This window comes from Azospirillum rugosum, assembly GCF_017876155.1.
Lineage (GTDB): Bacteria > Pseudomonadota > Alphaproteobacteria > Azospirillales > Azospirillaceae > Azospirillum > Azospirillum rugosum.
In genome coordinates this window covers 248,520-269,595 of the sequence record NZ_JAGINP010000004.1, presented here as the reverse complement: position 1 = coordinate 269,595, position 21,076 = coordinate 248,520, and the positions used below count along the sequence as shown (strand labels likewise).

The 21,076-nt window shown below is 68.3% G+C and carries 15 protein-coding genes; 9 read left to right on the top strand and 6 right to left on the bottom strand.

From position 1 onward, the window contains the following. Positions 1 to 2: 2 nt before the first annotated feature. Both J2851_RS07600 and J2851_RS07595 read right to left on the bottom strand, forming a co-directional pair. A complete protein-coding gene (locus J2851_RS07600) occupies positions 3 to 884 on the bottom strand; it encodes a DUF4231 domain-containing protein (RefSeq protein WP_209765379.1) in 882 nt (293 codons plus the stop codon). Further along, a complete protein-coding gene (locus J2851_RS07595; RefSeq protein ID WP_209765377.1) occupies positions 881 to 1,291 on the bottom strand; it encodes a TIR domain-containing protein in 411 nt (136 codons plus the stop codon). The genes J2851_RS07600 and J2851_RS07595 overlap by 4 nt, the downstream gene beginning before the upstream one ends. Before the next feature lie 286 nt (positions 1,292 to 1,577). Between J2851_RS07595 and J2851_RS07590 the strand changes: the two genes are divergently transcribed. The 5 genes from J2851_RS07590 (at position 1,578) to J2851_RS07570 (ending at position 8,524) form a co-directional block, all read left to right on the top strand. Then, positions 1,578 to 2,753, top strand: a complete 1,176-nt coding sequence (locus J2851_RS07590; RefSeq protein ID WP_209765375.1) for a mandelate racemase/muconate lactonizing enzyme family protein — start codon at positions 1,578 to 1,580, stop codon at positions 2,751 to 2,753. 90 nt (positions 2,754 to 2,843) lie between these two features. Continuing rightward, a complete protein-coding gene (locus tag J2851_RS07585; RefSeq protein ID WP_209765373.1) occupies positions 2,844 to 3,017 on the top strand; it encodes a hypothetical protein in 174 nt (57 codons plus the stop codon). Positions 3,018 to 3,389: 372 nt separating this feature from the next. Continuing rightward, positions 3,390 to 4,775: a cytochrome c peroxidase gene (locus tag J2851_RS07580; RefSeq protein ID WP_209765371.1), complete on the top strand. Its 1,386-nt coding sequence runs from the start codon at positions 3,390 to 3,392 to the stop codon at positions 4,773 to 4,775. Between the two features lie 183 nt (positions 4,776 to 4,958). Then, entirely contained in the window at positions 4,959 to 5,552 is a 594-nt protein-coding gene (locus J2851_RS07575) for a carbonic anhydrase (RefSeq protein WP_209765369.1), read from the top strand. 266 nt (positions 5,553 to 5,818) lie between these two features. After that, positions 5,819 to 8,524, top strand: coding sequence for an ATP-binding protein (locus tag J2851_RS07570; RefSeq protein ID WP_209765368.1), 2,706 nt, complete (start codon positions 5,819 to 5,821; stop codon positions 8,522 to 8,524). A 14-nt stretch (positions 8,525 to 8,538) separates the two neighbouring features. Here J2851_RS07570 and J2851_RS07565 read toward each other — a convergent pair whose 3' ends face one another. After that, complete coding sequence (locus J2851_RS07565) at positions 8,539 to 11,670, bottom strand: efflux RND transporter permease subunit (RefSeq protein WP_209765367.1); 3,132 nt, start codon at positions 11,668 to 11,670, stop codon at positions 8,539 to 8,541. Next, positions 11,667 to 12,776: an efflux RND transporter periplasmic adaptor subunit gene (locus tag J2851_RS07560; RefSeq protein ID WP_209765366.1), complete on the bottom strand. Its 1,110-nt coding sequence runs from the start codon at positions 12,774 to 12,776 to the stop codon at positions 11,667 to 11,669. The genes J2851_RS07565 and J2851_RS07560 overlap by 4 nt, the downstream gene beginning before the upstream one ends. 159 nt (positions 12,777 to 12,935) lie before the next feature. Here J2851_RS07560 and J2851_RS07555 point away from each other — a divergent pair, with 159 nt between their 5' ends. The 4 genes from J2851_RS07555 (at position 12,936) to J2851_RS36510 (ending at position 18,491) form a co-directional block, all read left to right on the top strand. Continuing rightward, complete coding sequence (locus tag J2851_RS07555) at positions 12,936 to 13,508, top strand: TetR/AcrR family transcriptional regulator (protein WP_246500486.1); 573 nt, start codon at positions 12,936 to 12,938, stop codon at positions 13,506 to 13,508. A gap of 221 nt (positions 13,509 to 13,729) precedes the next feature. Further along, complete coding sequence (locus J2851_RS07550; RefSeq protein WP_209765364.1) at positions 13,730 to 14,806, top strand: PA0069 family radical SAM protein; 1,077 nt, start codon at positions 13,730 to 13,732, stop codon at positions 14,804 to 14,806. A gap of 281 nt (positions 14,807 to 15,087) precedes the next feature. Beyond that, a complete protein-coding gene (locus J2851_RS07545; RefSeq protein ID WP_209765363.1) occupies positions 15,088 to 16,335 on the top strand; it encodes an efflux RND transporter periplasmic adaptor subunit in 1,248 nt (415 codons plus the stop codon). Continuing rightward, on the top strand, positions 16,332 to 18,491 hold the full coding sequence (locus tag J2851_RS36510) for a site-2 protease family protein (RefSeq protein ID WP_209765361.1): 2,160 nt from the start codon (positions 16,332 to 16,334) through the stop codon (positions 18,489 to 18,491). Before J2851_RS07545 ends, J2851_RS36510 begins: the two co-directional genes overlap by 4 nt. Before the next feature lie 151 nt (positions 18,492 to 18,642). Here the strand turns inward: J2851_RS36510 and J2851_RS07535 are convergent, their stop codons facing one another. Next, positions 18,643 to 19,389, bottom strand: coding sequence for an efflux RND transporter periplasmic adaptor subunit (locus J2851_RS07535; protein WP_209765358.1), 747 nt, complete (start codon positions 19,387 to 19,389; stop codon positions 18,643 to 18,645). Positions 19,390 to 19,403: 14 nt separating this feature from the next. Continuing rightward, entirely contained in the window at positions 19,404 to 21,041 is a 1,638-nt protein-coding gene (locus J2851_RS07530; RefSeq protein ID WP_209765357.1) for a TolC family protein, read from the bottom strand. Between the last annotated feature and the right edge of the window lie 35 nt (positions 21,042 to 21,076).

Here is a 21,076-nt window from a genome sequence, read left to right as displayed (position 1 = left end):
GTTCATAGATTCTGGCGGGCAACCCATTGTGTGTGTTCGCGCGAAAATGCTAATTCTGCTTCGTTGACGAACTCGGAAAACGAGCTTTCGCTATCGACTTCCGATATTTTTCCCTGGAGTATTCCAATCTCATGAGCCGTGAGTGTATATGCAGAAGAAAGTTCATTGAATTTCTTTATTTGAACCCAGCCAACAATAGAGGAAGCGATAACAATCAAGGTGTCATTTGGCCATAATTTCCATTCTGGATAAGTTATCCGCATCAGTGTAAATAATATAGCCATAAAATAAATAAAAACACACAAAGCAACCCATTGGCTTTCCCTCTTTTTGTTATAGGCAGCTTTTGTCTGATACCATAGACGCTGCTCGCGTATTCTATTGACCTCGTATAAGTTTTTTCTCTCCTCTAAATCAAGCCCGCGCACAGTGTCCATGCTTGTAGTGATTTGATCATTTGCAGCTGAATCCGGCGGTATGCGCTCTCCAATATGGCGATTTGCCTCAAGAACACTTTTTAATAAATTCCGAAACTCGGCCTTTGCAAGCCTATGGTCAGCGGCGCCTTCGAAAGGCGCCGCTCGCATACAATATCTCCAGGTTGATGTTTTGATCGATTCCGCAAGCGCCCTACCTTTGTACCAGAATTGTTCAGGCTTCGTCTTTGATCTATACAGCAGAACAGCAAGAGATATTATGAATATAAACGCTGAGTGTGCATAATAAAGCCTGCTGTTATCAAGATCAAGGGACAAGATGGACGCAAGTATAAGAAGGCCATATTCCATCCGAAGGAGGAGTAAATATGTTTTCTGTGACGAATCGGATAGTTTGCTCGCGGCAATGTAAATTGCTGGGTAATCAAACGGTGTGTCACTTTTCACGGCGTGATTTCCCGAATTCCTGAAATTATCGATGCCGTGTTCCATCGGACCATTTTATCTGCTGCAATTGAAACGGCATATGGCGTTCGCTCTGCGCCCCAAGGCACAACTCCTAAAATAGGCTTTTCAAGTTCCTTCGCAAAATCGATTTCAAACTGAATCCATTCACTGTGTGCGACGTACATTCCCGCAAGAACCACCACGCACTGGACGGGCCGTATCTGCGCGCACAACTGCTCTTTAAGCTGAATTGTTGTCAAACCTTCGAACGCTTTACTTACAGGAACAGAATAGTTTGTCCAAAGGAAATTGGGAGCTCCATTTATAAATTCTTCCATTCGATTGTAGTCAGCGCTGTACCGCCACGCATGGCTTATAAAGAGTCTATAGTTGTGCAAATAAGGCATGATTCTAACTCATGACTTGCAGGAGGTGTCAAAAGGCGCATGCTTTGTAGCATTGTTAATGGGGTTCTGCAACCCTATGCGTGCGGTTGAGTCAACCCGTTCTCCACGTCTGCACTCCTAGAGCCCCTCTTCGGATTGTTTATGTTTGTGCTGAACAGAAACTCCAGATGACATGCCAAGGGAAAGAGCATTTATGCCGATCCTGCATCACGCGATCGGAAACTGGCATTGGCCCGGCGCTGCCGTCCATCCCTATGTTCCCGTCACGAATGCAGGAGGACGCGCCATGCGCATTGTGGGGATCCGGGAGAAGACCGTCGGCATCAAGTCCGACATCGCCAACGCCTACATCGACTTCAGCCAGATGACGTGCAGCGTCGTCGCGGTGGTGACCGACGTGGTGCGCGACGGCAAGCCGGTGATCGGCTACGGCTTCAACTCCAACGGCCGCTACGGGGCCGGCGGGCTGATGCGCGAACGCTTCATCCCGCGCCTGATGTCGGCCGCCCCCGACAGCCTGGTCGACGAGGCCAACGGCAACCTGGATCCCTTCAAGATCTGGGCGCGCCTGATGACCAACGAGAAGCCGGGCGGCCATGGCGAGCGCTCCGTCGCCGTCGGCACCATCGACATGGCGGTGTGGGACGCCGTGGCGAAGATCGCGGGCAAGCCGCTCTACCGCCTGCTGGCCGACCGCTACCGCGGCGGGGTGGCCGACGAGTCGGTGTGGGTCTACGCGGCCGGCGGCTACTACTATCCCGGCAAGGGGGTCGAGGCGCTCCAGGCCGAGATGCGCAGCTACCGCGACCGCGGGTACAAGGTCGTGAAGATGAAGATCGGCGCGACCTCGCTGGAGGACGACCTGCGCCGCATCGAGGCGGTGCTGGAGGTGGTCGGCGAGGGGCGGAACCTCTGCGTCGACGCCAACGGCCGCTTCGACCTGAAGACCGCCATCGCCTACGCCGAGGCGCTGAAGCCCTACGACCTGTTCTGGTACGAGGAGGCCGGCGACCCGCTCGACTACGCGCTCCAGGCCGAGCTGGCGAACCATTACGACAAGCCCATGGCGACCGGCGAGAACCTGTTCAGCCACCAGGACGCCCGCAACCTGATCCGCCACGGCGGCATGCGTCCGGACCGCGACTGGCTGCAGTTCGACTGCGCGCTCAGCTATGGCCTGGTGGAGTATCTGCGCACGCTGGACATGCTGGCGGAGAACGGCTGGTCCAGCCGCCGCGTCGTGCCGCACGGCGGCCACCAGATGTCGCTGAACATCGCCGCCGGCCTGCATCTGGGCGGCAACGAGTCCTACCCGGACGTCTTCAAGCCCTTCTGCGGCTTCGCCGACAGCATCGCCGTGGAGGACGGCCGCGTCCGCCTGCCGGACCTGCCGGGCATCGGCTTCGAGGACAAGGCGGAGCTGTTCGGCGTGATGCGCGAGGCTCTGGAGACCGGAGCGTGACCTGTTCCTGTGGTAGAGGCGGTTGAAGGCCGGGTGCGCACCGCACACATGCTTTCCCGGTGTTCAACATTTCGGAAAGGAGGTGATCCAATGTCTCATGGAGCCAAGCCGGTTGCCGCGCTGTTCGGTCTCGCCGCTCTCCTGACGGCGGGGATCGCCCAGGCGGAGTGCTCGTCCAACCACAGCACAAGCGCCAGCACGCAGAAGCCGGCCAGCGACACGGTCGCCACCGGCACCAAGGCGCCGAGCAGCCCCCGCGGTTAATCCCGGCCGCACCATGCCGGAACGGGCCGCTTCCCTGGACGGGGAAGCGGCCCGTTTCTTTTTGGGCGATTCTGCCATTTTTAAAGCGGATTGCGATCCGCTTTGGACTGCGACCGCAGTCCCGGCCGCACATGCGGCCGAAGCCTGACCTCTCGCGGGAACGAAGTTCCCGCTGGCGGCAGGCGGATGCCACAGGCATCCGCCGAGAGCCGGCAAATGAGGCCATGTGAATCTAAAGCGGATTGCGATCCGCTTTGGACTGCGCCTTTTGGCCGCAGAGACTCGGATCTCCCTTGCGCCGGTGGGGGGCGCAGGCGTAAACCGCAAATGAGAATAACTCTCATCCTTGGTCCGCGCCTGAGGTTCGTGCCGATGCCGACGTCGTCCCCCACCCGTTCCCGCGCCCTGTCCCTGATCGTTGCCGGTGTGGTCAGCGCCGGGCTGTTCGGGGGCGCCTCGGCCGTTTTCTCGGCCCAGCGGGCGGGCGCGCCGGACGCGTCGCCGAACGACCCCGCCTATTACGCCCGGCCAGCGGTGGTTCCCTTCCCGGCGTCCAACCCCTACACCGACGCCAAGGCGGCGCTGGGCGAGAAGCTGTTCCACGACACCGCCCTGTCGGGCGCCGGCGACCGCGCCTGCGCCTCCTGCCACGAGCCGGGCAAGGGCTTCCAGGACGGGCGGGCCGCGGCCGACGGGCTGGACGGCGCGCCGCTGGGCCGCCGCACGCCCTACATCGGCGACGCCGCCTGGGGCGAGCGCTACTTCTGGGACGGCCGTGCCGCCAGCCTGGAGGAGCAGGCGCTGGGCCCGGTCCAGAACCCGCGGGAGATGAATCAGACGCTGGACGGCATGGTGGCCGCGCTGAAGTCGAAGCCCGCCTACGCCCCGCTGTTCGCCGCCGCCTTCCCGGAGGAGCCGCAGATCACCGCCGCCAATGTCGGCAAGGCGCTGGCGACCTTCGAGCGCACGATCCTGTCCGGCCAGACCGCCTTCGACCGCTGGGTGGCCGGCGACGCCAAGGCCGTGTCGGACAGCGCCAAGCGCGGCTTCGAGCTGTTCACCGGCAAGGCCGGCTGCGCCTCCTGCCATTCCGGCTGGGCCTTCACCGACCACGCCTTCCATGACATCGGGTTGCCCGGCGACGACAAGGGCCGCGGCGCCATCCTGGGCGAACCCAGCGTCGACCACGCCTTCAAGACGCCGGGGCTGCGCAACGTCGCCAACCGCGCGCCCTACATGCACGACGGCTCCATCGCCACGCTGGAGGCGGTGCTCGACCATTACGCCGGCAACTACGTGGACCGGCCGACCCTGTCGCCCGACCTGCCGCGCCTGACCCTGACCGCCGGGGAGAAGGCCGACCTGCTGGCCTTCCTGCGCAGCCTGGACGCCACCGGCCCGGCCCCGGCCTTCAAGCCGGAGGCGCCGCCGGTCAAGGTGGCCTCGCTCGCCCCCGTCATTCCGGTCGCCGCGACGCTGCCCGCCGAGCCGCCGGCCAATCCACCGGTTGTCGGGCAGCGCGGCAAGCGCTTCAGCGTCGCCGCGGTGCAGCTGCGCGCCGGCCAGACGCTGACCGTCCACAACGACGACAACCGCGAGCACAACGTCCGCTACGAACGCGACGGCAAGGAGTTCAACAGCGGCGTCCAGGACCCGGGCCAGAGCGCGCTGATTCCCTTCCCGGAGGCCGGCCACTATTACGTCTTCTGCGGCATCCACCCGAAGATGAAGCTGGACGTGGACGTCGCCGGGCAATGATTGTGCTGGAATGAGAAACGAAATTTCTTGTATCGGATCTCGTTCGAAAAGGTGTCCAGCTCGTTCGTTGCAATTTTCATGATGTGAAATCCTTGACTCTTGCGCCTTGCGGGCGTGTGACGGAAAGATGGGGCCACCATTCTGGGTGGCACCCGCTGCCCGCAAGAACAGTCAGGGGCTTCCATGCACGACGACACCGGACACCACCATTCCCACGCGGACCATTCCCACGCGGGCCATGACTGCTGCGGGCACACGCCGCGCAACTCCCGCCGTTCCTTCCTGAAGATCGCGTCGCTGGGCGCCGGCGCCATGCTGCTGGCGCCGATGATCCCGGGCAAGGCGCAGGCCGGCGGGAACGTGGAGGCGCTGCTGCTCTCCTGCATGGACTACCGGCTGGTGGACGACGTCGCCCGCTACATGGACGGCCGCGGCCTGACCAACAACTACGACCACGTCATCCTGGCCGGCGCGTCGCTCGGCGCGCTGACGGACAAGAAGAAGGCCTGGGGCGAAGCCTTCTGGGACCATGTGGACGTCGCCAAGCAGCTGCACCACATCCACAAGGTCATTGTCATGGACCACCGTGACTGCGGCGCCTACCGCGTCTTCCTGGGCCAGGACCTTGCGGGCGACAAGGACAAGGAAACCGCCGCCCACGCGGAGCAGCTGCGCACGCTCGCCGCGATGGTCAAGCAGAAGCATCCGGACCTGGAGGTGGAGCTGCTGCTGATGTCGCTGGACGGCTCCGTCGAGTCCGTCACCCTGACGGCCTGATCCAAGCAGACCAATCGCCCGGAGTCCAATCGCCCGGCAGACCAATCGCAACTTGCGATTTCCGCGCCCGGCCCGGTGATCCTCACCGGCCGGGCGTTTTCCTGGCACGCTCGCTTTCATGATTCGTACACGAAATAATTTGGTTGTGGGGCGGCGGGGTATTTGGTAAACAACAAGTAAAGGGTGTGCCTGGCGTCGCAGCATGCATCCGAAGACGCGAGTGTGGCGGCAAGGCGCATCGATCCCAGTGGCAGGAGGGTCGCGTCGTGGCCCGCCGTTCATCCGCGCCGTTCCGCCCCATGACCCTGCCATCCCGCCTCATCCTCCTCGTTCTCCTGGCCACGCTGCCGGCCATCGGCATTCAGGCCTACAACGATTTCCGGGCGCGCCAGGCGGGGGAGGCGCGGGCCGTCGAGGAGGCCTCTCGGCTCTTGGCCCTGATCCAGGACGAGCAGCAGCGCGTCATCGACGGGGTTCGCGAGGTGCTGGTGACCGTGGCGGAGATCGCGCCGACGCTCGTCGGCGACGAGGCGCGGTGCCGGACCTTCCTGGCGCGCCTGCGGCGGCAGCTGCCGCGCGCGCAGGGCATCGTCCTGACCGACCTTGCGGGCGTCGTGCGTTGCGCCAGCGAACCGGGCCTCGTCGGCATCACGATCGGCGACCGCCCGCACATCCGCATGGCCCTGTTCGGGCAGGCCTTCGCGATCGGTGACTATGTGCTGCGGCGCACCGACGGACGCGCGGTCCTTCCCTTCGGGGTTCCCTTCACCGACGCGGACGGGCGCGTCGCCGGAGCCGTGGGGATCGCGGTCGATGCCGGCTGGATGCGCGACTATCTGGCGCGCAAGCCGCTGCCGCCGCACGCGGATCTTCTCCTGGCCGACCGCAACGGCGTCCTGCTCGGCCGCTTCCCGGACGAGGAGTCCAACGGTGGGCCGGTGGAAGCGGCCCAGGTCGGGAAGCCCCTGCCGTCCCAACTGCTGTCCCTCCTGCGCGCCGAGGCGGGCGGGGTGACCGTCATCCCCGGCCTGGACGGTCACGAGCGCATCATCGCCTCCGCGCCCGTGCAGGATCCGCCGCAGGGGCTGTTCATGGCGGTCGGGCTCGACCGGGACCAGGCGATGCGCGCCCGCGCGGCGGCGGCCCAGCGCAGCATCCTGCTGCTGTCGTTATCGACCGGACTGGCGCTGGCGGCGGCTTGGTTCGGGGCGCGGGCCTTTGTGCTGCGCCCCGTCGCACGTGTGCGGTCCGTGATCGAGCGCTGGCGCGCCGGCGACCACGGGGCGCGGATCGGGGCGCAGCCGGACGGGACGGAGATCGGCCACCTGGCGCAGACCTTCGACGCCATGGCCGACGAACTCCAGACGCGCGAGCGCGCCCGCGAGGAGGCCCACGCGGCGGAGCGGCGCATGGCGGCCATCCTCGCCAGCTCGACCGACGCGGTGCTGGAATTCGACCGCAACGGCGTGATCACCTTCGCCAACGACCGGGCCTCCGTCCTGTTCGGTGGCGGGACACTGTCCGGCCGGTCCTACACCGCGGTGCTTCCCGGCTACGCCGTCGCACCCTTCGAGGAGCGGTTCCGGCCGGCGATCGACCAGGGCGTGCCCGCCGAGCTTGAGGTCTGGTTCAGCGCTACCGACGAATGGCACGCGCTGCGGCTGTTCCCCATGGGCGACCGGCTGGCCGTCTACGCCCTGGACGTCACCGGGCGCAAGCGGATGGAGGAGGACCTGCGCCGGGCCAAGGACCAGGCGGAGCGGGCCAACCGGGCGAAGTCGCGCTTCCTGGCGGCGGCGAGCCACGACCTGCGCCAGCCGGTCCAGTCCCTGTTCTTCTTCGCGACCGCGCTGTCCGACCAGATGCGCCGCCAGCCGACCGGCTACGCCACGGTGGAGGCCATGCAGCAGGCGTTGGAGGCGCTGAAGCGGCTGCTCGACGGTCTTCTGGACATTTCCAAGCTCGACGCCGGGGTGGTGAAGCCGGTCCCGACGGTCCTGGCGCTGCAACCCGTCTTCGATCGCCTCGCCGCCGAATACCGGCCGCAGGCGGCGCGCAAGGGGCTGGACCTGCGCATCGTCGCGACCGGGCTGCACGTGCGCAGCGACGCCATGCTGCTGGAGCGCATCCTGCGCAACCTGCTGGACAACGCGCTGCGCTACACGCCGGGTGGCCGCATCCTGCTGGGCGCACGCCGGTGCGGCGGGGAGGTCCGCGTCACCGTGTGCGACAGCGGCATCGGCGTCCCGCCGGAACGCCGGGATGAGATCTTCGAGGAATTCACCCAGATCGGCAACCCGGAGCGCGACCGGGAACGCGGCCTCGGCCTCGGCCTCGCCATCGTGCGGCGCCTCTCGGCCCTGCTGGAGCACCCGCTGACCCTGCGGTCGGAGCTTGGCCGGGGATCGGCCTTCACCGTCGCCGTCCCGCGCGCGGAGGCGCCGCCGCTCCCGGCTCCGGCCCCCAAGGCCAGCCTTCCGCGCGATCCGGAACGGCCCACGCTCGTCCTGGTGATCGACGACGAGGTCATCATCCTGATGGGGCTGCGCGCCATGCTGGAGGGCTGGGGCTACGAGGTCATCGCCGCGACCGCGGAGGAGGAGGCGATCGGCCTGCTGGAAAAGGACGGCCGCCGCCCGGACCTCGTGCTGGCCGATTACCGTCTGCGTCAGGGCAAGACCGGGCCGGAGGCCCTGCGCGCCGTCCACGCCCATTTCAACGCGGCGATCCCCAGCATCATCCTGACCGGCGACACCGCCCCCGAACGCATCGTCGAGGCCCAGCGCAGCGGCTTCAGCATCCTGCACAAGCCGGTGTCGGCGCACCACTTGCGGAAGGTGGTGGGGGAGGTCGGGGGGGAGGTGAGCGGTGGTGCCCCCTCCCCATCCCTCCCCCGCTGCGCGGGAGAGGGGGCGGGAGCCTTGTCAACGTTCGGCGGCAGTCCCCTCCACCTCGAAGAGGGGGAGGGTTAGGGAGGGGGTATGGCTCACTCCGCCGGCCGCATCACCCCGTGCGGCATCTCGTCCCGCGCCGCCTCCCGCTGCGGGGCCTTCACGCGGAACCAGGCGGCGTAGAGGGCGGGAAGGAAAAAGATGGTCAGCACGGTGGCGCCGGTCAGGCCGCCCATGATGGCGACGGCCATCGGGCCCCAGAAGGCGCTTTCGGCCAGCGGGATCATGGCGAGGATCGCCGCCGCCGCGGTCAGGCCGATGGGGCGGGCGCGGCGCACGGTGGCCTCGATGATGCCGTCCCAGCGGCTGCGCCCCTGGCTCACGTCCTGCTCGATCTGGTCGACCAGGATGACTGAATTGCGCATGATGATGCCGGCCAGCGCGATCACGCCCAGCATGGCGACGAAGCCGAAGGGCAGGTTGAAGACCAGCAGCGACGCCGTCACCCCGATCAGCCCCAGGGGGGCGGTCAGCAGCACCATGGCGACGCGCGAGAAGCTTTGCAGCTGCAGCATCAGCGTCGTCACCATGATCAGCAGCATCAGCGGCAGCATGGCGTTGATGGAGTCCTGGCCCTTGGCGCTCTCCTCGATGGCGCCGCCCATGGCGATGGCGTAGCCGTCGGGCAGCGTGGCGCGGACCGCGTCGAGCTGGGCGTTCAGCTGCTGGCTGACCACCGGGGCCTGGACGCCGCCGGTCACGTCGCCCTTCACCGTCATGGTCGTCTCGCGGCCGCGGCGCCACAGGACGGGCTCCTCCAGCTCGTACTTGACGGAGGCGACCTGCGACAGCGGCACGGCGTCGCCGCGGCCGGTGCGGATGTTAAGCTCGCCCAGCCGCGACAGGTCCAGCCGCTCCTCCGGCGTGGTGCGCAGGACGACGCCGATCAGCTCCGTCCCCTCGCGGTATTGGGTGACCGGCATGCCGTTCAGCAGCAGTTGCAACGCGTTCGACAGGTCCTGTTTGGAGATGCCGAGCGCGCGGGCCTTGGCCGTGTCCACCTCCAGCCGGACGCGCTTGGACAACTCGTCCCAGTCCAGGTGGACGTTCGCCATGTTGGGGTGGGTGCGCATGCGGTCGCGCAGGTCGTAGGCGATCTTGCGGATGGTCGCCGGGTCGTCGCCGGTGACGCGGAACTGCACCGGGTAGCCGACGGGCGGCCCGTTCTCCAGCCGGCTGACGCGGACGCGCGCGGCGGGGAACTCCCCCTCCGCCCGGGCTTCCAGGGTGTTCAGGACGTGCTCCCGCTCCTCCAGCCCCTTGGTCATCACCATGAACTGGGCGAAGTTGCTGTTCTGGAGCTGCTGGTCGAGCGGCAGGTAGAAGCGCGGGGAGCCGCCGCCGGTGTAGGCGACCCAGTAGTCCACGTTGGGATCCTTGGCGAGGATCGCCTCCATCGTCCTCACCTCCGCCGCCGTCGCCTCGAAGGAGGATCCCTCGGCGAGGCGGACGTCCACCAGCAGTTCCGGCCGGCTGGCGCTGGGGAAGAACTGCTGCTGCACGAAGCCGAAGCCGACCAGCGCCGCGAAGAAGGCCGCGACCGTCACCCCGATGGTCACCCAGCGGGCGCGCACGCACGCCGCAACCATGCCGCGCAGGATGCGGTAGCCGCGGGTGTTGTAGATGTCGAGATCCTCACCGTCGTGATGGACGTGCTTGGGCTTGGGCAGCAGGACGTAGCCGAGGTACGGGGTGAAGATCACCGCCACGATCCAGGACAGCAGAAGCGACAGCCCGACCACCCAGAAGATCGCGTTGGTGTACTCGCCCGCCGCCGACTGGGCGAGGCCAACGGGGACGAAGCCCGCCGCCGTGACGACGGTGCCGGTCAGCATGGGGAAGGCGGTGGAGGTGTAGGCGAAGGCGCCGGCCTTCAGCCGGTCCCAGCCCTGCTCCATCTTCACCACCATCATCTCCACCGCGATGATGGCGTCGTCCACCAGCAATCCAAGCGCGATGATCAGCGCGCCCAGCGAGATGCGGTGCAGGTCGATACCCAGGATCTGCATGGTGACCAGGGTCAGCGCCAGCACCAGCGGCACGGCCAGCGCCACCACGATGCCGGTGCGCCAGCCCAGGCTGACCAGGCTGACGGCGATGACGATGGCCAGCGCCTCGGCCAGCGACTTCATGAACTCGCCGACGGAGGCGTCCACCACGCGGGGCTGGTCGGCGACCTGCGCCACCTCCAGCCCGACCGGCAGACCGGCCTGGATCTTCGCCATCTCGGCCTTCAGCGCCTCGCCCAGGTGCAGGACGTTGCCGCCCTTCGCCATGACGACGCCCAGCCCGACGGCCTCGCGGCCGTTGTGGCGCATGGTGAACTGGCGCGGCTCCACATAGCCGCGCTTGACCTCGGCCACATCGCCGATGGTCAGCATCCGGCCGCCCGTCTCCACGGGGATGGCGCGCACCTCCTCCGCCTTGTCGATGCCGAGGTCGACGCGGACGTAAACGCGCTGGCTGCCGGTGTCCACGTCGCCCGCCGCCGCGACGGCGTTCTCGCGCTGGAGCGCCTGGATCACCGCGTCCACCGGCAGGCCGAAGCTGGCGAGCCGCTGGCTGGAGATCTCGACGAAGATCCGCTCCTCCTGCGGGGCGATCAGCTCCACCTTCTCCACGTCCTTCAGGCGCAGCAGCTTGGCGCGTACGTCGTCGGCCACCTTCTTCAGCTGGGCGGGGGTGAAGTCCTCGCCCATGAAGGCGTAGATGGCCGAATAGACGTCGCCGAACTCGTCGTTGAAGCTGGGGCCAACGACCCCGTCCGGCAGGGTGTGGCGGATGTCGCCCACCTTCTTGCGCACCTGGTACCACAGGTCGGCGACCTTGCGCGGCGGCGTGGAATCCTTCAGCGTCAGGAAGATGACCGACTCGCCCGGCTTCGAGTAGCTGCGGGCGTAGTCGTAGTAGGGGACCTCCTCCAGCTTCTTCTCGATGCGGTCGGTGACGAACTGCTCCACCTCGCGCGCGGTGGCGCCGGGCCAAGTGGTGCGGATCGTCATCACCTTGAAGGTGAAGGACGGATCCTCCGCGCGGCCCAGCGTCCGGTAGGTCAGGGCGCCGGCCAGCACGGTGGCGAGGATGAAGAACAGCACCAGCGTGCGGTGCGAGAGCGCCCAGGCCGACAGGTTGTTGCGGGTGAGCGCATCCTTGAGATGGTTCTTCATCGCGCCGGCTCCGTCCAGACACGGACCTTCTGGCCGGCGTCAAGCTTGTGCACGCCGGCGGTCACCACCCGGTCGCCGTCCTTCAGCCCACCGGCCACGACCGCGAGGTCGCCGGCGTAGGCGACCACCGACACCGGACGCAGGTCCAGCCGGCCACCGCCGTCGCTGTTGCTGTCGCCGGGCAGCACCCAGACCGCGGTGCCTTGGTCCTTCTGCGTGATGGCCGTCAGGGGCAGTCGGGCGACCAACCCGCCGCGCTCCTGCCGGGCGACCAGCGTGGCGGTCATGCCCAGCTGCACCGACGGCGGCGGGTTCGTCAGCGTGACGCGCGCCTGATAGGTGCGGGTGCCGGGGTCGGCGCTGGGCGAGACCTCCCGCAGGGTTCCCGGGATGCGCAGGCCGGGCTGGGACCACAGCTCGACGCCCAGCTGCCGCTGCGGCAGGCCGGCCAGCTGCTGTTCGGGGATGTTGGCGACCGCCTCCACCTCGCCCAGGCGGGCGACGCGGAAGGCCGGCTGCCCCTGGGCGACCACCTGTCCGGGCTCCACCAGCACGGCGGTGACGACGCCGGGGCTGTCGGCCAGCAGGGTGGTGTATTGGACGGAGTTGTTCAGCACGCGCAGCTGCGCCTCGATCTCCCGGACCTTGGCGTCGGCCTTGTCCAGCGCGGCCTTGCGGCGGTCGTGTTCCTGGCGGGTCGTCCATTCCCCGCGGGCGAGCTTGGCGTAGCGGTCGAAGTCGGCGCGGGCGTTGGCCGCGTCGGCCCTGGCGGAGGCGAGCTGCGCCTGGGAAGCGCGCACCTGCAACTCGATGTCCGCCGGGTCCAGCCGGGCCAGCGGCATGCCGGGCTCGACCCGCGCGCCGACCTCGACCAGCCGGGCGACCACCTTGCCGGCAACGCGGAAACCCACGTCGGCCTCGACGCGCGGGCGGATGACGGCGGGGTAGCGGACGGTGTCGTCGGCGGGCTCCAGCGCCACGGTCGTCACGCGCACGGGGCGCGGCTCCGGAGCGCTTGCGGCCTGCTCGTCCTTGCATCCGATCAGCGCCGCGGCGCCGAGCAGGAGCCCCAGCGCCAGGGTCCCCGATCCCACCCGCCGAACCATAACCCTTCTCCCAACTGGACTGGACTGTATCGTACTGCTAGAGTCCTAGACCGCAGCCCGACCCTCGTCAAGAGTGAACGATACAGTTCAGTGCAGATGACATCAGAGCCAATTGCCGCACCCGCCGCGCCAGATGCGCCGACCCATGACCCGAAAGCCTTGAAGATCCTGGCGGCTTCGCGAGAGGCGTTCCTGGAACTCGGCTATGGCGGGACCTCCATGGACCTCGTCGCGCAACGGGCGCGGGTGTCCAAGACGACGCTCTACACGCGCTTCCCCAGCAAGGAGGAGCTGTTCGTCGCGACCATCACCGCGGAATGCGACCGCTATGGCCTGCGTTTCGCGCCAGACGCCTTCGACGATCTTCCGTTGGAGGAGGCGCTGGCCCGCGTCGGCCGCCGCTTCGTCGACCTGCTGTGGTCGCCGGAGGTCATCAAGATGCACCAGACCGTGGTCGGCGAGGCCTCGCGCTTTCCGGAAGTCGCGCGGCTCTATTACCAGGGCGGGCCGGAGCAGGCGGTCGCCGGATTCGTGGCCCTGTTCGAACGGCTCGCCCGCCGCGGTCTCGCCCGCATCGAGGATCCTGTGTTCACCGCGATGCAGTTCCTGTCCGTGCTTCAAGGCGGCGCGCGTTGTGCGCTGGAACTGGGCCTGTGCGACTACCCCCCGGCGGAGGAACGCGAGGCCTTCGTCCGCAAGGCCGTCGCGCTGTTCGTGCGGGGGATCGTGTAGGGCAGGGGATTGTGGTGGGTGGGGAGTGGTCGCGCCGGGCCCCCACCCTAACCCTCCCCCATCTTCGACGGGGGAGGGGACTGCCGCCGCTCGACCACCAAAGCCCCTCCCCCGCGAAGTGGGGGAGGTTGGGTGGGGGCCCAGAGAAACCACTTCCCCACCACCTGCCCGCCCCGCATGTTCCCTTTACGTTCATTCCTGCCGTCGCTATCCTCGCCCTTATGGACGAGCTTAAGCGACAGCCGCTGAAGGGGCGGGGGGCCATCAGCAACGCGACTTCGCGGTACGAGCGCGAGACGCGCGTCCTGTCGGACGACGGCTGGGGCGAGAACGAGGCGCTGGCGGAACCGGTGCGTACGACGGTCTTCGACGACACGGCGAAGTCCGTCCTGTCGAAGAACAGCTCCCCCGACGTGATCTTCGAACGCTCGGTGAACCCGTACCGTGGATGCGAGCACGCCTGCATCTACTGCTTCGCCCGTCCCACCCACGCCTATCTCGGCCTGTCGCCGGGGCTGGACTTCGAGACGAAGATTTTCCGCAAGGCCCGGGCGGCGGAGCTGCTGGCCGCGGAACTGCGGGCGAAGTCCTACCGCTGCCAGCCGCTGGCGCTGGGCGCCAACACCGACCCGTACCAGCCCATCGAGCGGGAGCAGCGCATCACCCGCGCGGTGCTGGAGGTCTGCCGCGACTTCAACCAGCCCGTGATGATCATCACCAAGTCCGCTCTGGTCCTGCGCGACCTCGACATCCTGGCGCCGATGGCGGCGAGGGGGCTGGTCAACGTCGCCCTGTCCCTCACAACGCTCGACCGCGACCTCGCGCGCCGGCTGGAGCCGCGGGCCAGCACGCCGCAGCGGCGGCTCGCCGCCATGCGCGACTTAACCGCGGCCGGCGTGCCGGTGGCCGTGCTGGCCAGCCCGATGATCCCGGCGCTGAACGACCACGAGCTGGAAGCAATCCTCACCGCCGCGGCGGAGGCCGGCGCGACGCAGGCCAACTACATCCTGCTGCGCCTGCCGCTGGAGATCAAAGACCTGTTCGAGGAGTGGCTGCGCGAGCACGCCCCGAACCGCGCCGAGCGGGTGCTGAGCCTGATCCGCCAATGCCGGGACGGCGAGCTGTACCAGTCGCAGTTCGGCAGCCGCATGAAAGGCTCCGGCCCGGTTGCGGAACTGCTGTCCCAACGTTTCAAGCTGGCCTGCAAGCGTCTGGGCTTGAACGCCCGCGATGCCAGCCTCAATTGCGCCGACTTCAAGCCGCCGCCCGCCAAGGGTGATCAACTGTCTCTGCTTTGATTTGATCGTTCTTCTGCGCGTCCGATGACCGGACCGCTTCTTAGCGGAATCTTCAACAATCGAGGCTCAATAAAGAGACTGAAATTCGGTAAATCGAGACAGCGCTGCGACAGATGGCGACCCTGGGCATCGAGAGCACTTCTCCTCAGAATTCCACAAATGATGTGACCGCCAATCGGCAGATTGGTGCGTTGACCGGGCTTCTGCAACTGGAGCGACGCGCGCGGCGGGCTGGAACGGTCGAGGAATTCGGGTTTCTGGCTGTGAATGAAACCCTGGGTTTGATCCGTTACAGGCAGGCGGCGCTGTGGCGATGCGACGGCGCACGGGGCGGCCGTCTGGTCGCGCTGTCCGGCGTGCCGCTGCTCGACCGCCGGGCGCCCTTCGCGGTCTGGTTGGAGCGCGTGCTGGAAGACGCGCAGGCCGACGCGGGGGACGCGCCGGATGCGGGCGGGCCACGCCGTATCGACGCTGTCTCCCTGCCGCCGGACCTGACCCGGGATTGGGCGGAGTGGCTGCCGGCGCACGCTGTGTGGGTGCCGCTGCTTGGCCGGGATCAGGCGCTGCTCGGCGCGCTCGTGCTCGCCCGGGAGGAGCCCTGGGGGGATGCGGAGCTGCACCTGCTCGGCTACGTCGCCGACGCCTACGGTCATGCATGGCAGGCCTTGGAGGGTGGTTCCCGTTCCGGGATGGGGACCTTGTTCCGCCGGCGGCGCGCCCGCGCGGCCGTGTTCGCGCTGGTTCTGGCCGGGGCGGCGGCTGCGCTGGCCTATCCGGTCCACCAGTCGGCCCTGGCCCCAGCGGAGGTGATCGCCCGCAACCCCACCGTGGTCCGCGCGCCCATCGACGGCGTGGTCGACCGCTTCGAGGTGCAGCCGAACGAGGAGGTGCGGGAAGGGCAGCTTTTGCTGGTGCTCGACCGCGTCCGCCTGCAAAACCGCCTGGACGTCGCCCGCAAGGCCTACGAGGTGGCGGAGGCGGAACACCGCCAAGCCGCGCAGCAGGCGCTGTTCGATCCCAAGAGCAAGGCCAACCTTGCGGTGCTGAAGGGCCGCATGGAGCAGCAGGCCGCCGAGGTCGCCTATGTGGACAGCCTGCTGGCCCGCGTGGAGATTCGCGCGCCGCGGGCCGGCGTCGCCGTCTTCGACGACGTGAACGACTGGATCGGACGGCCGGTGAAGATCGGGGAGCGCATCCTGACCGTCGCCGACCCGCGCGACACCGAACTGGAAGTCCGCCTGCCGGTCGCGGAGGCCATCGCGCTGGAGCCCGGGGCGGACGTCCGGCTGTTCCTCAACATCGATCCGCAGAACCCGGTGTCGGCCTCCCTGACCTACGCCGGGTACCAAGCGGAGCCGACGCCCGACGGCGTGCTGGCCTACCGGCTGAAGGCCGCCTTCGCCGCGGGGGCGCAGCCGCCGCGCATCGGGCTGAAGGGCACCGCGAAGCTGTACGGCGGAGACGGGCGGGTGATCGAACTGCTCCTGCGGCGGCCCCTCGCCAGCCTCCGCCAGCGGCTCGGCCTGTGAGCGCCGCCGTGATCGCCGGCGCGGCGGTCTCGTCGGTTCGGGTGGACGCGCCGCAACGGATGCCGCCCCTGCGCGAGGAGCTGATCCTGCACCCCGGGCCGCGGGCGCCGGGCGGCGCGCCGACCTGGACGTTGCTGGACCCGTCCAGCAACCGCTTCTTCCGCATCGGCTGGCCGGAGCTGGAGATGCTGGCGCGCTGGGACCGCGGCACGCCGGACGGCATCGCCGCGGCGGTGTCGGCCGAGACCACGCTGCGCGTTTCACCGCCGCAGGTCGAGGCCTTCGCGCGCTTCCTGTGGACGCAGGGGCTGTTGCAGGCCTTCGGGGACGGCGCGCTCGGCCGGCTGAAGGCGCACGCGGCCGCGGCCAAGCCGCCGTTCCTGACCCGGCTGCTGCACACCTACCTGTCCTTCCGCATCCCGCTGGTGCGGCCGGACGGCTTCCTGCGGGCGACCATGCCGCTGGTGTCGCTGATCTACACGCGGCTGTTCCTCGCGCTCACCGTTTTGGCGGCGCTGGTCGGCGGTGCGCTGGTGCTGCGGCAGTGGGACGCCTTCTTGGGCACCTTCCCGCATTTCTTCACGCTGGAGGGGGCGGTGCTGGCCGGCCTCGTGCTCGGCGGGGCGAAGCTGGCGCACGAGCTGGGGCACGCCTACACGGCCCGGCGCTTCGGCTGCCGCGTGCCGTCCATGGGCATCGTCTTCCTGGTGCTGTGGCCGGTCCCCTACACCGACGTGACCGACGCCTGGAGGCTGGTGTCGCGCAGCCAGCGCCTCGCCATCGGGGCGGCGGGCATGGCGGCGGAGCTGGTGCTGGCCGCCTACGCCACGCTGGCCTGGAGCTTCCTGCCGGACGGCCCCTTGCGCAGCGCGGCCTTCCTGCTCGCCGGGTCGACGTGGCTGCTGACGCTGGCGGTGAACCTGAACCCGCTGATGCGGTTTGACGGCTATTTCCTGCTGTCGGATTGGCTGGACGTGCCGAACCTCCAGGACCGCGCCTTCGCGCTGGCCCGCTGGCGGCTGCGCGAGACGCTGTTCGGCCTGGGCGAGGTGCCGCCGGAGGCGCTGCCGGCGCGCAAGCGTCGCATCATGCTGGCCTACGCCTACGCGACGTGGCTGTACCGCTTCTTCCTGTTCCTGGGCATCGCGCTGCTGGTCTACCACCTGTTCTTCAAGCTGCTGGGGCTGTTCCTGATGATGGTCGAGATCGGCTGGTTCATCCTGCGTCCCATCCAGAAGGAGCTGAAGGCCTGGGCCGAGCGCCGCGCCCGGTTCCGGCCGAACCGGCGGCTGGCGGTGACCGTCGCGGCGGCGCTGACCGCGGTCGGGCTGCTGCTGGTCCCCTGGCGCGGCACGGTGAGCGCGCCGGCGGTGCTGCGCGCCGAGCAGCAGGCGTCGATCTTCGTGCCGAAGGGCGCGCGGCTCGTGGAGGTCGGCGCGGTGTCCGGCGGGGCGGTGGAGGCGGGCCGCGTGCTGTTCCGCTTCGACTCCCCCGACCTCGCCCACGACCGCGCGCAGGCCGAGCGCAAGGCGGAGGTGGCGCGCTGGCGCACCGAGGTGCAGAGCCTCGACCGCACCCTTCTGGAACGCACCCAGGCCGGCTGGCGCGAGCTGGAGGCCGCCCAGGCGGAAGCGCGGGGATTGGCGGAGGAAGAGGCGAAGCTGACTGTCACCGCCCCCTTCGCGGGCGTGGTGCAGGACGTCGCGGACCCGCTGTCGCCCGGCGAATGGCTGCCGGAGGGCATGAAGCTGGCGACGGTGGTGTCGCCGCAAGCCCCCCTGATCGAAGCCTACGTGGCGGAGGAGGACCTGGCCCGCGTGCCCGTCGGCGCCCCCGGCGCCTTCCTGGCCGACGCGGGGGAGGACCGCTGGATTCCGGCGCGCGTCGTCGCCATCGCCGCCACCAGCAGCCGCACGCTGCCCGAGCCGGCGGTCGCCTCGGTCTATGGCGGGGCGGTCCCGACGCGGATCACGCGCGGGGAGGTGCTGGTTCCCGAAACGCCGGTCTACCGCATCCTGCTGCGCCCGGAAGGCGTTGCCGTCACGCCGGGTCGGGTTACCCGCGGCATGGTGCGCATGGACGGTGCGGCCGAAAGCGTGGTCGCCCGCCTGTGGCGGATCGCGGTCGGCGTGGTGCTGCGGGAAAGCGGGTGGTGAGAAGCGCCTGAGTTGGGCCCCCCTCCCGACCTCCCCCACTTCGCGGGGGGAGGGGCTGAGCGCGCGAGCGGCGGCAGTCCCCTCCCCCGCGCAAGTGGGGAAGGGTTAGGGTGGGGGCCCAGCGCGACACTCATCCATTCGGTAATTTCCTCTACCGCGGCGGCTCGAACTGGGCCGTGCCGCTCATCCCGGCGATCAGGTCGGGGGTGGGCTGGGTCAGGGCGCCGAAGACCTTGATCGACTGGCTGACCGGGTCGATGCGGGCGCCGAGGCGGACGATCTTGGCCGGGACGGTCTTGCCCGTCTCCTCGATGCGGACGGTGAAGGGCGCGCCCGGCTTCAGCCAGGACAGCCAGCGGGACGGAACGATCAGCTCCACCTCCAAATCCCGGTCGTCCAGGATCTCCATCAACTCGTGCCCCTCGGCGACATACTGGTCGCGGCGGACCTTCAGCTCGACGACGCGGCCGGGGTAGGGGGCGGTGATGGAGCAGCGGTCCACCAGCGTCTGCATCATGCTGACCTCGGCCTCAGCGGCGGCGAGCTGGGCGGCGGATGCCTCCACCTCCAGCGCGCTGATGGAGTTCAGCTTGTCGAGACGGGTGTGGACCTGGTGGGTCTTGCGGGCGCCCTGGGCCTGGGCGCGGGCCTTCTCCAGCCGCGCCTTGTGCAGGGAGCAGTCGATCCCGGCGATGCGCTGGCCGGCGGCGAAGCGTTCGCCCTCGCGCAGCGGCAGGTCGGCAATGCGGCCGGGAACCTCGGTCGAGAGGATGGTGCTGCGCACGGGGCTGAGCTGCGCGCGGATTTCGCCGGAAGCGTCGTTCGCGGACGGCGCCTGCTCCGCCCAGGCTGGTGCCGCCAGGAGCAGGCTGCCGAACGCGGCGGCCCGCAGACCCAAAGCGAGGCGGGCGGTCAGGACACCGGCTCCTTGCCATCGGCCTTTCCGGTCGGCTTTTCGGCCGATGTCGCGGCGGGCACCGCGGGATCGTCCTTCAGCTCCTTGGCGATGCGGCCGGACTGCCAATCGGCGAGAACCCGGTCGATGCCCGTGGACAGGCCCTTGACGTCGTGGCTCTCCACCGTGTCCGGCATCGGGTCGAGGCCGAGCGCCACGTAGACGGTGGAGATGGCGTTCTGCAGGTCGGCGTAGGCGCGGTCGCGCGCCAGCTCCGCGTTGATGGCCGAGGCCTTGGCGCGGATGCGCTCCAGCCCGGATTCGGCGCTCGCGGTCGCCTGCTGCTGCACCTGTTCGTTGATGCGCCGCTCGATGGATTCCAGAAGCTGCGTCTGCTCGTAGGTGGTGCGGGCGCGCAGGAACTGCTGCTGGGCGACGTGCACCTGGGTTAGCGTCGCCATGCTGACGGCCAAGCGGCGGAAATCGCTCGCCTCCTCCTGCGCCTCGGCGGCGGTGATGGCGGCCGGGCCGGAGGCCAGCGTCACAAGGTTGTAGGCGAGCCGCGCCCCGGCCTCCGCCCAGTTGTTGTACACGAGGAAGGAGTTGCTGTCGTAGTTGTAGCCGCCGGTCAGGCTGATGCCCGGCAGCATGCGCACCATGGCCTTGCGGACCTCGGCCACGTTGATGCGCTTCTGGTAGCGTTCCTCCTGCAACTCCGGCCGGCGCAGCAGCGCCACCGTCTCCATCCGCTCCATGGGGATCGACAGTTCCGGCAGGGTCTTGCGGAAGCCGTCCGGCAGCTGAAGCGTGTAGGTCTGGCCGAGCGGCAGGTTCATCAGGGCGGCCAGCTGCGCCTTGGCGATGGCGAGGTCCTGCTGCACCGTTTCCAGCTGGCGGATGATCTCGATCAGCGCCTTCTGATAGCGCAGCGATTCCAGAGGCGGGCGCAGCCGCTCCTCCTCCACCGTCTGGCTGTCCTTCAGCGCCCTGCGCGCCTCCTCCAGCACGGGGGCGATGCGGCCCTCCAGGCGCTCGCCCGTGGCGGCCTGCCAGTAGGACGCACGCACCTGCTGGATGATGGCGTTGATGATGCGGCGCCGCCGCTCCCCGGAGATCAGGACGCGGTCGGCCTGCTGGTGCGCCTGGAAATAGCTGACGCCGAAGTCGAGGATGTTCCAGGTCAGCGTCAGGTCGGCGGTCGCGCGGTTGCGGTCCTGGCTCATCGACGGTTCCAGCGAGCGGACGCCGGTCGTCGGGTTGCGGCTGATGGTCAGGTAGTCCTTGTCGCGCGTGGACAGGCCGGCGCTTGCGGCCAGCTTGGGCAGCAGGTCGTAGCTGGTCAGGGTCAGCTGGCGCGACTGCACCGCCTCCTCCAGCATCGCCTGCCGGTAGTCGAGGTTGTACTTGATGGCGCGGGCCATCGCCTCGGCGAGCGAAATGGGGCCGGTGACCGGTTCCTGGTTCGTGAACAGGCGGGCGCGGTCGGCCTCCACCTGGGCGCGGCGCTCCTCCAGCGTCAGCGGCTCGGGCGTCACCGCGCAGGCGCCGAGGGTCAGGGCGAGCGCCAGAAGGGCCGCGCCCTTCGCGCCATTGCGCGTCCCGTTGCGCGTCCATCCGCCCTTCAACCGCGCCCGCTTCGCCGTCCCTGCCGCCATGACCAGATATCTCGCATTCGATTTGCTTTCTAACT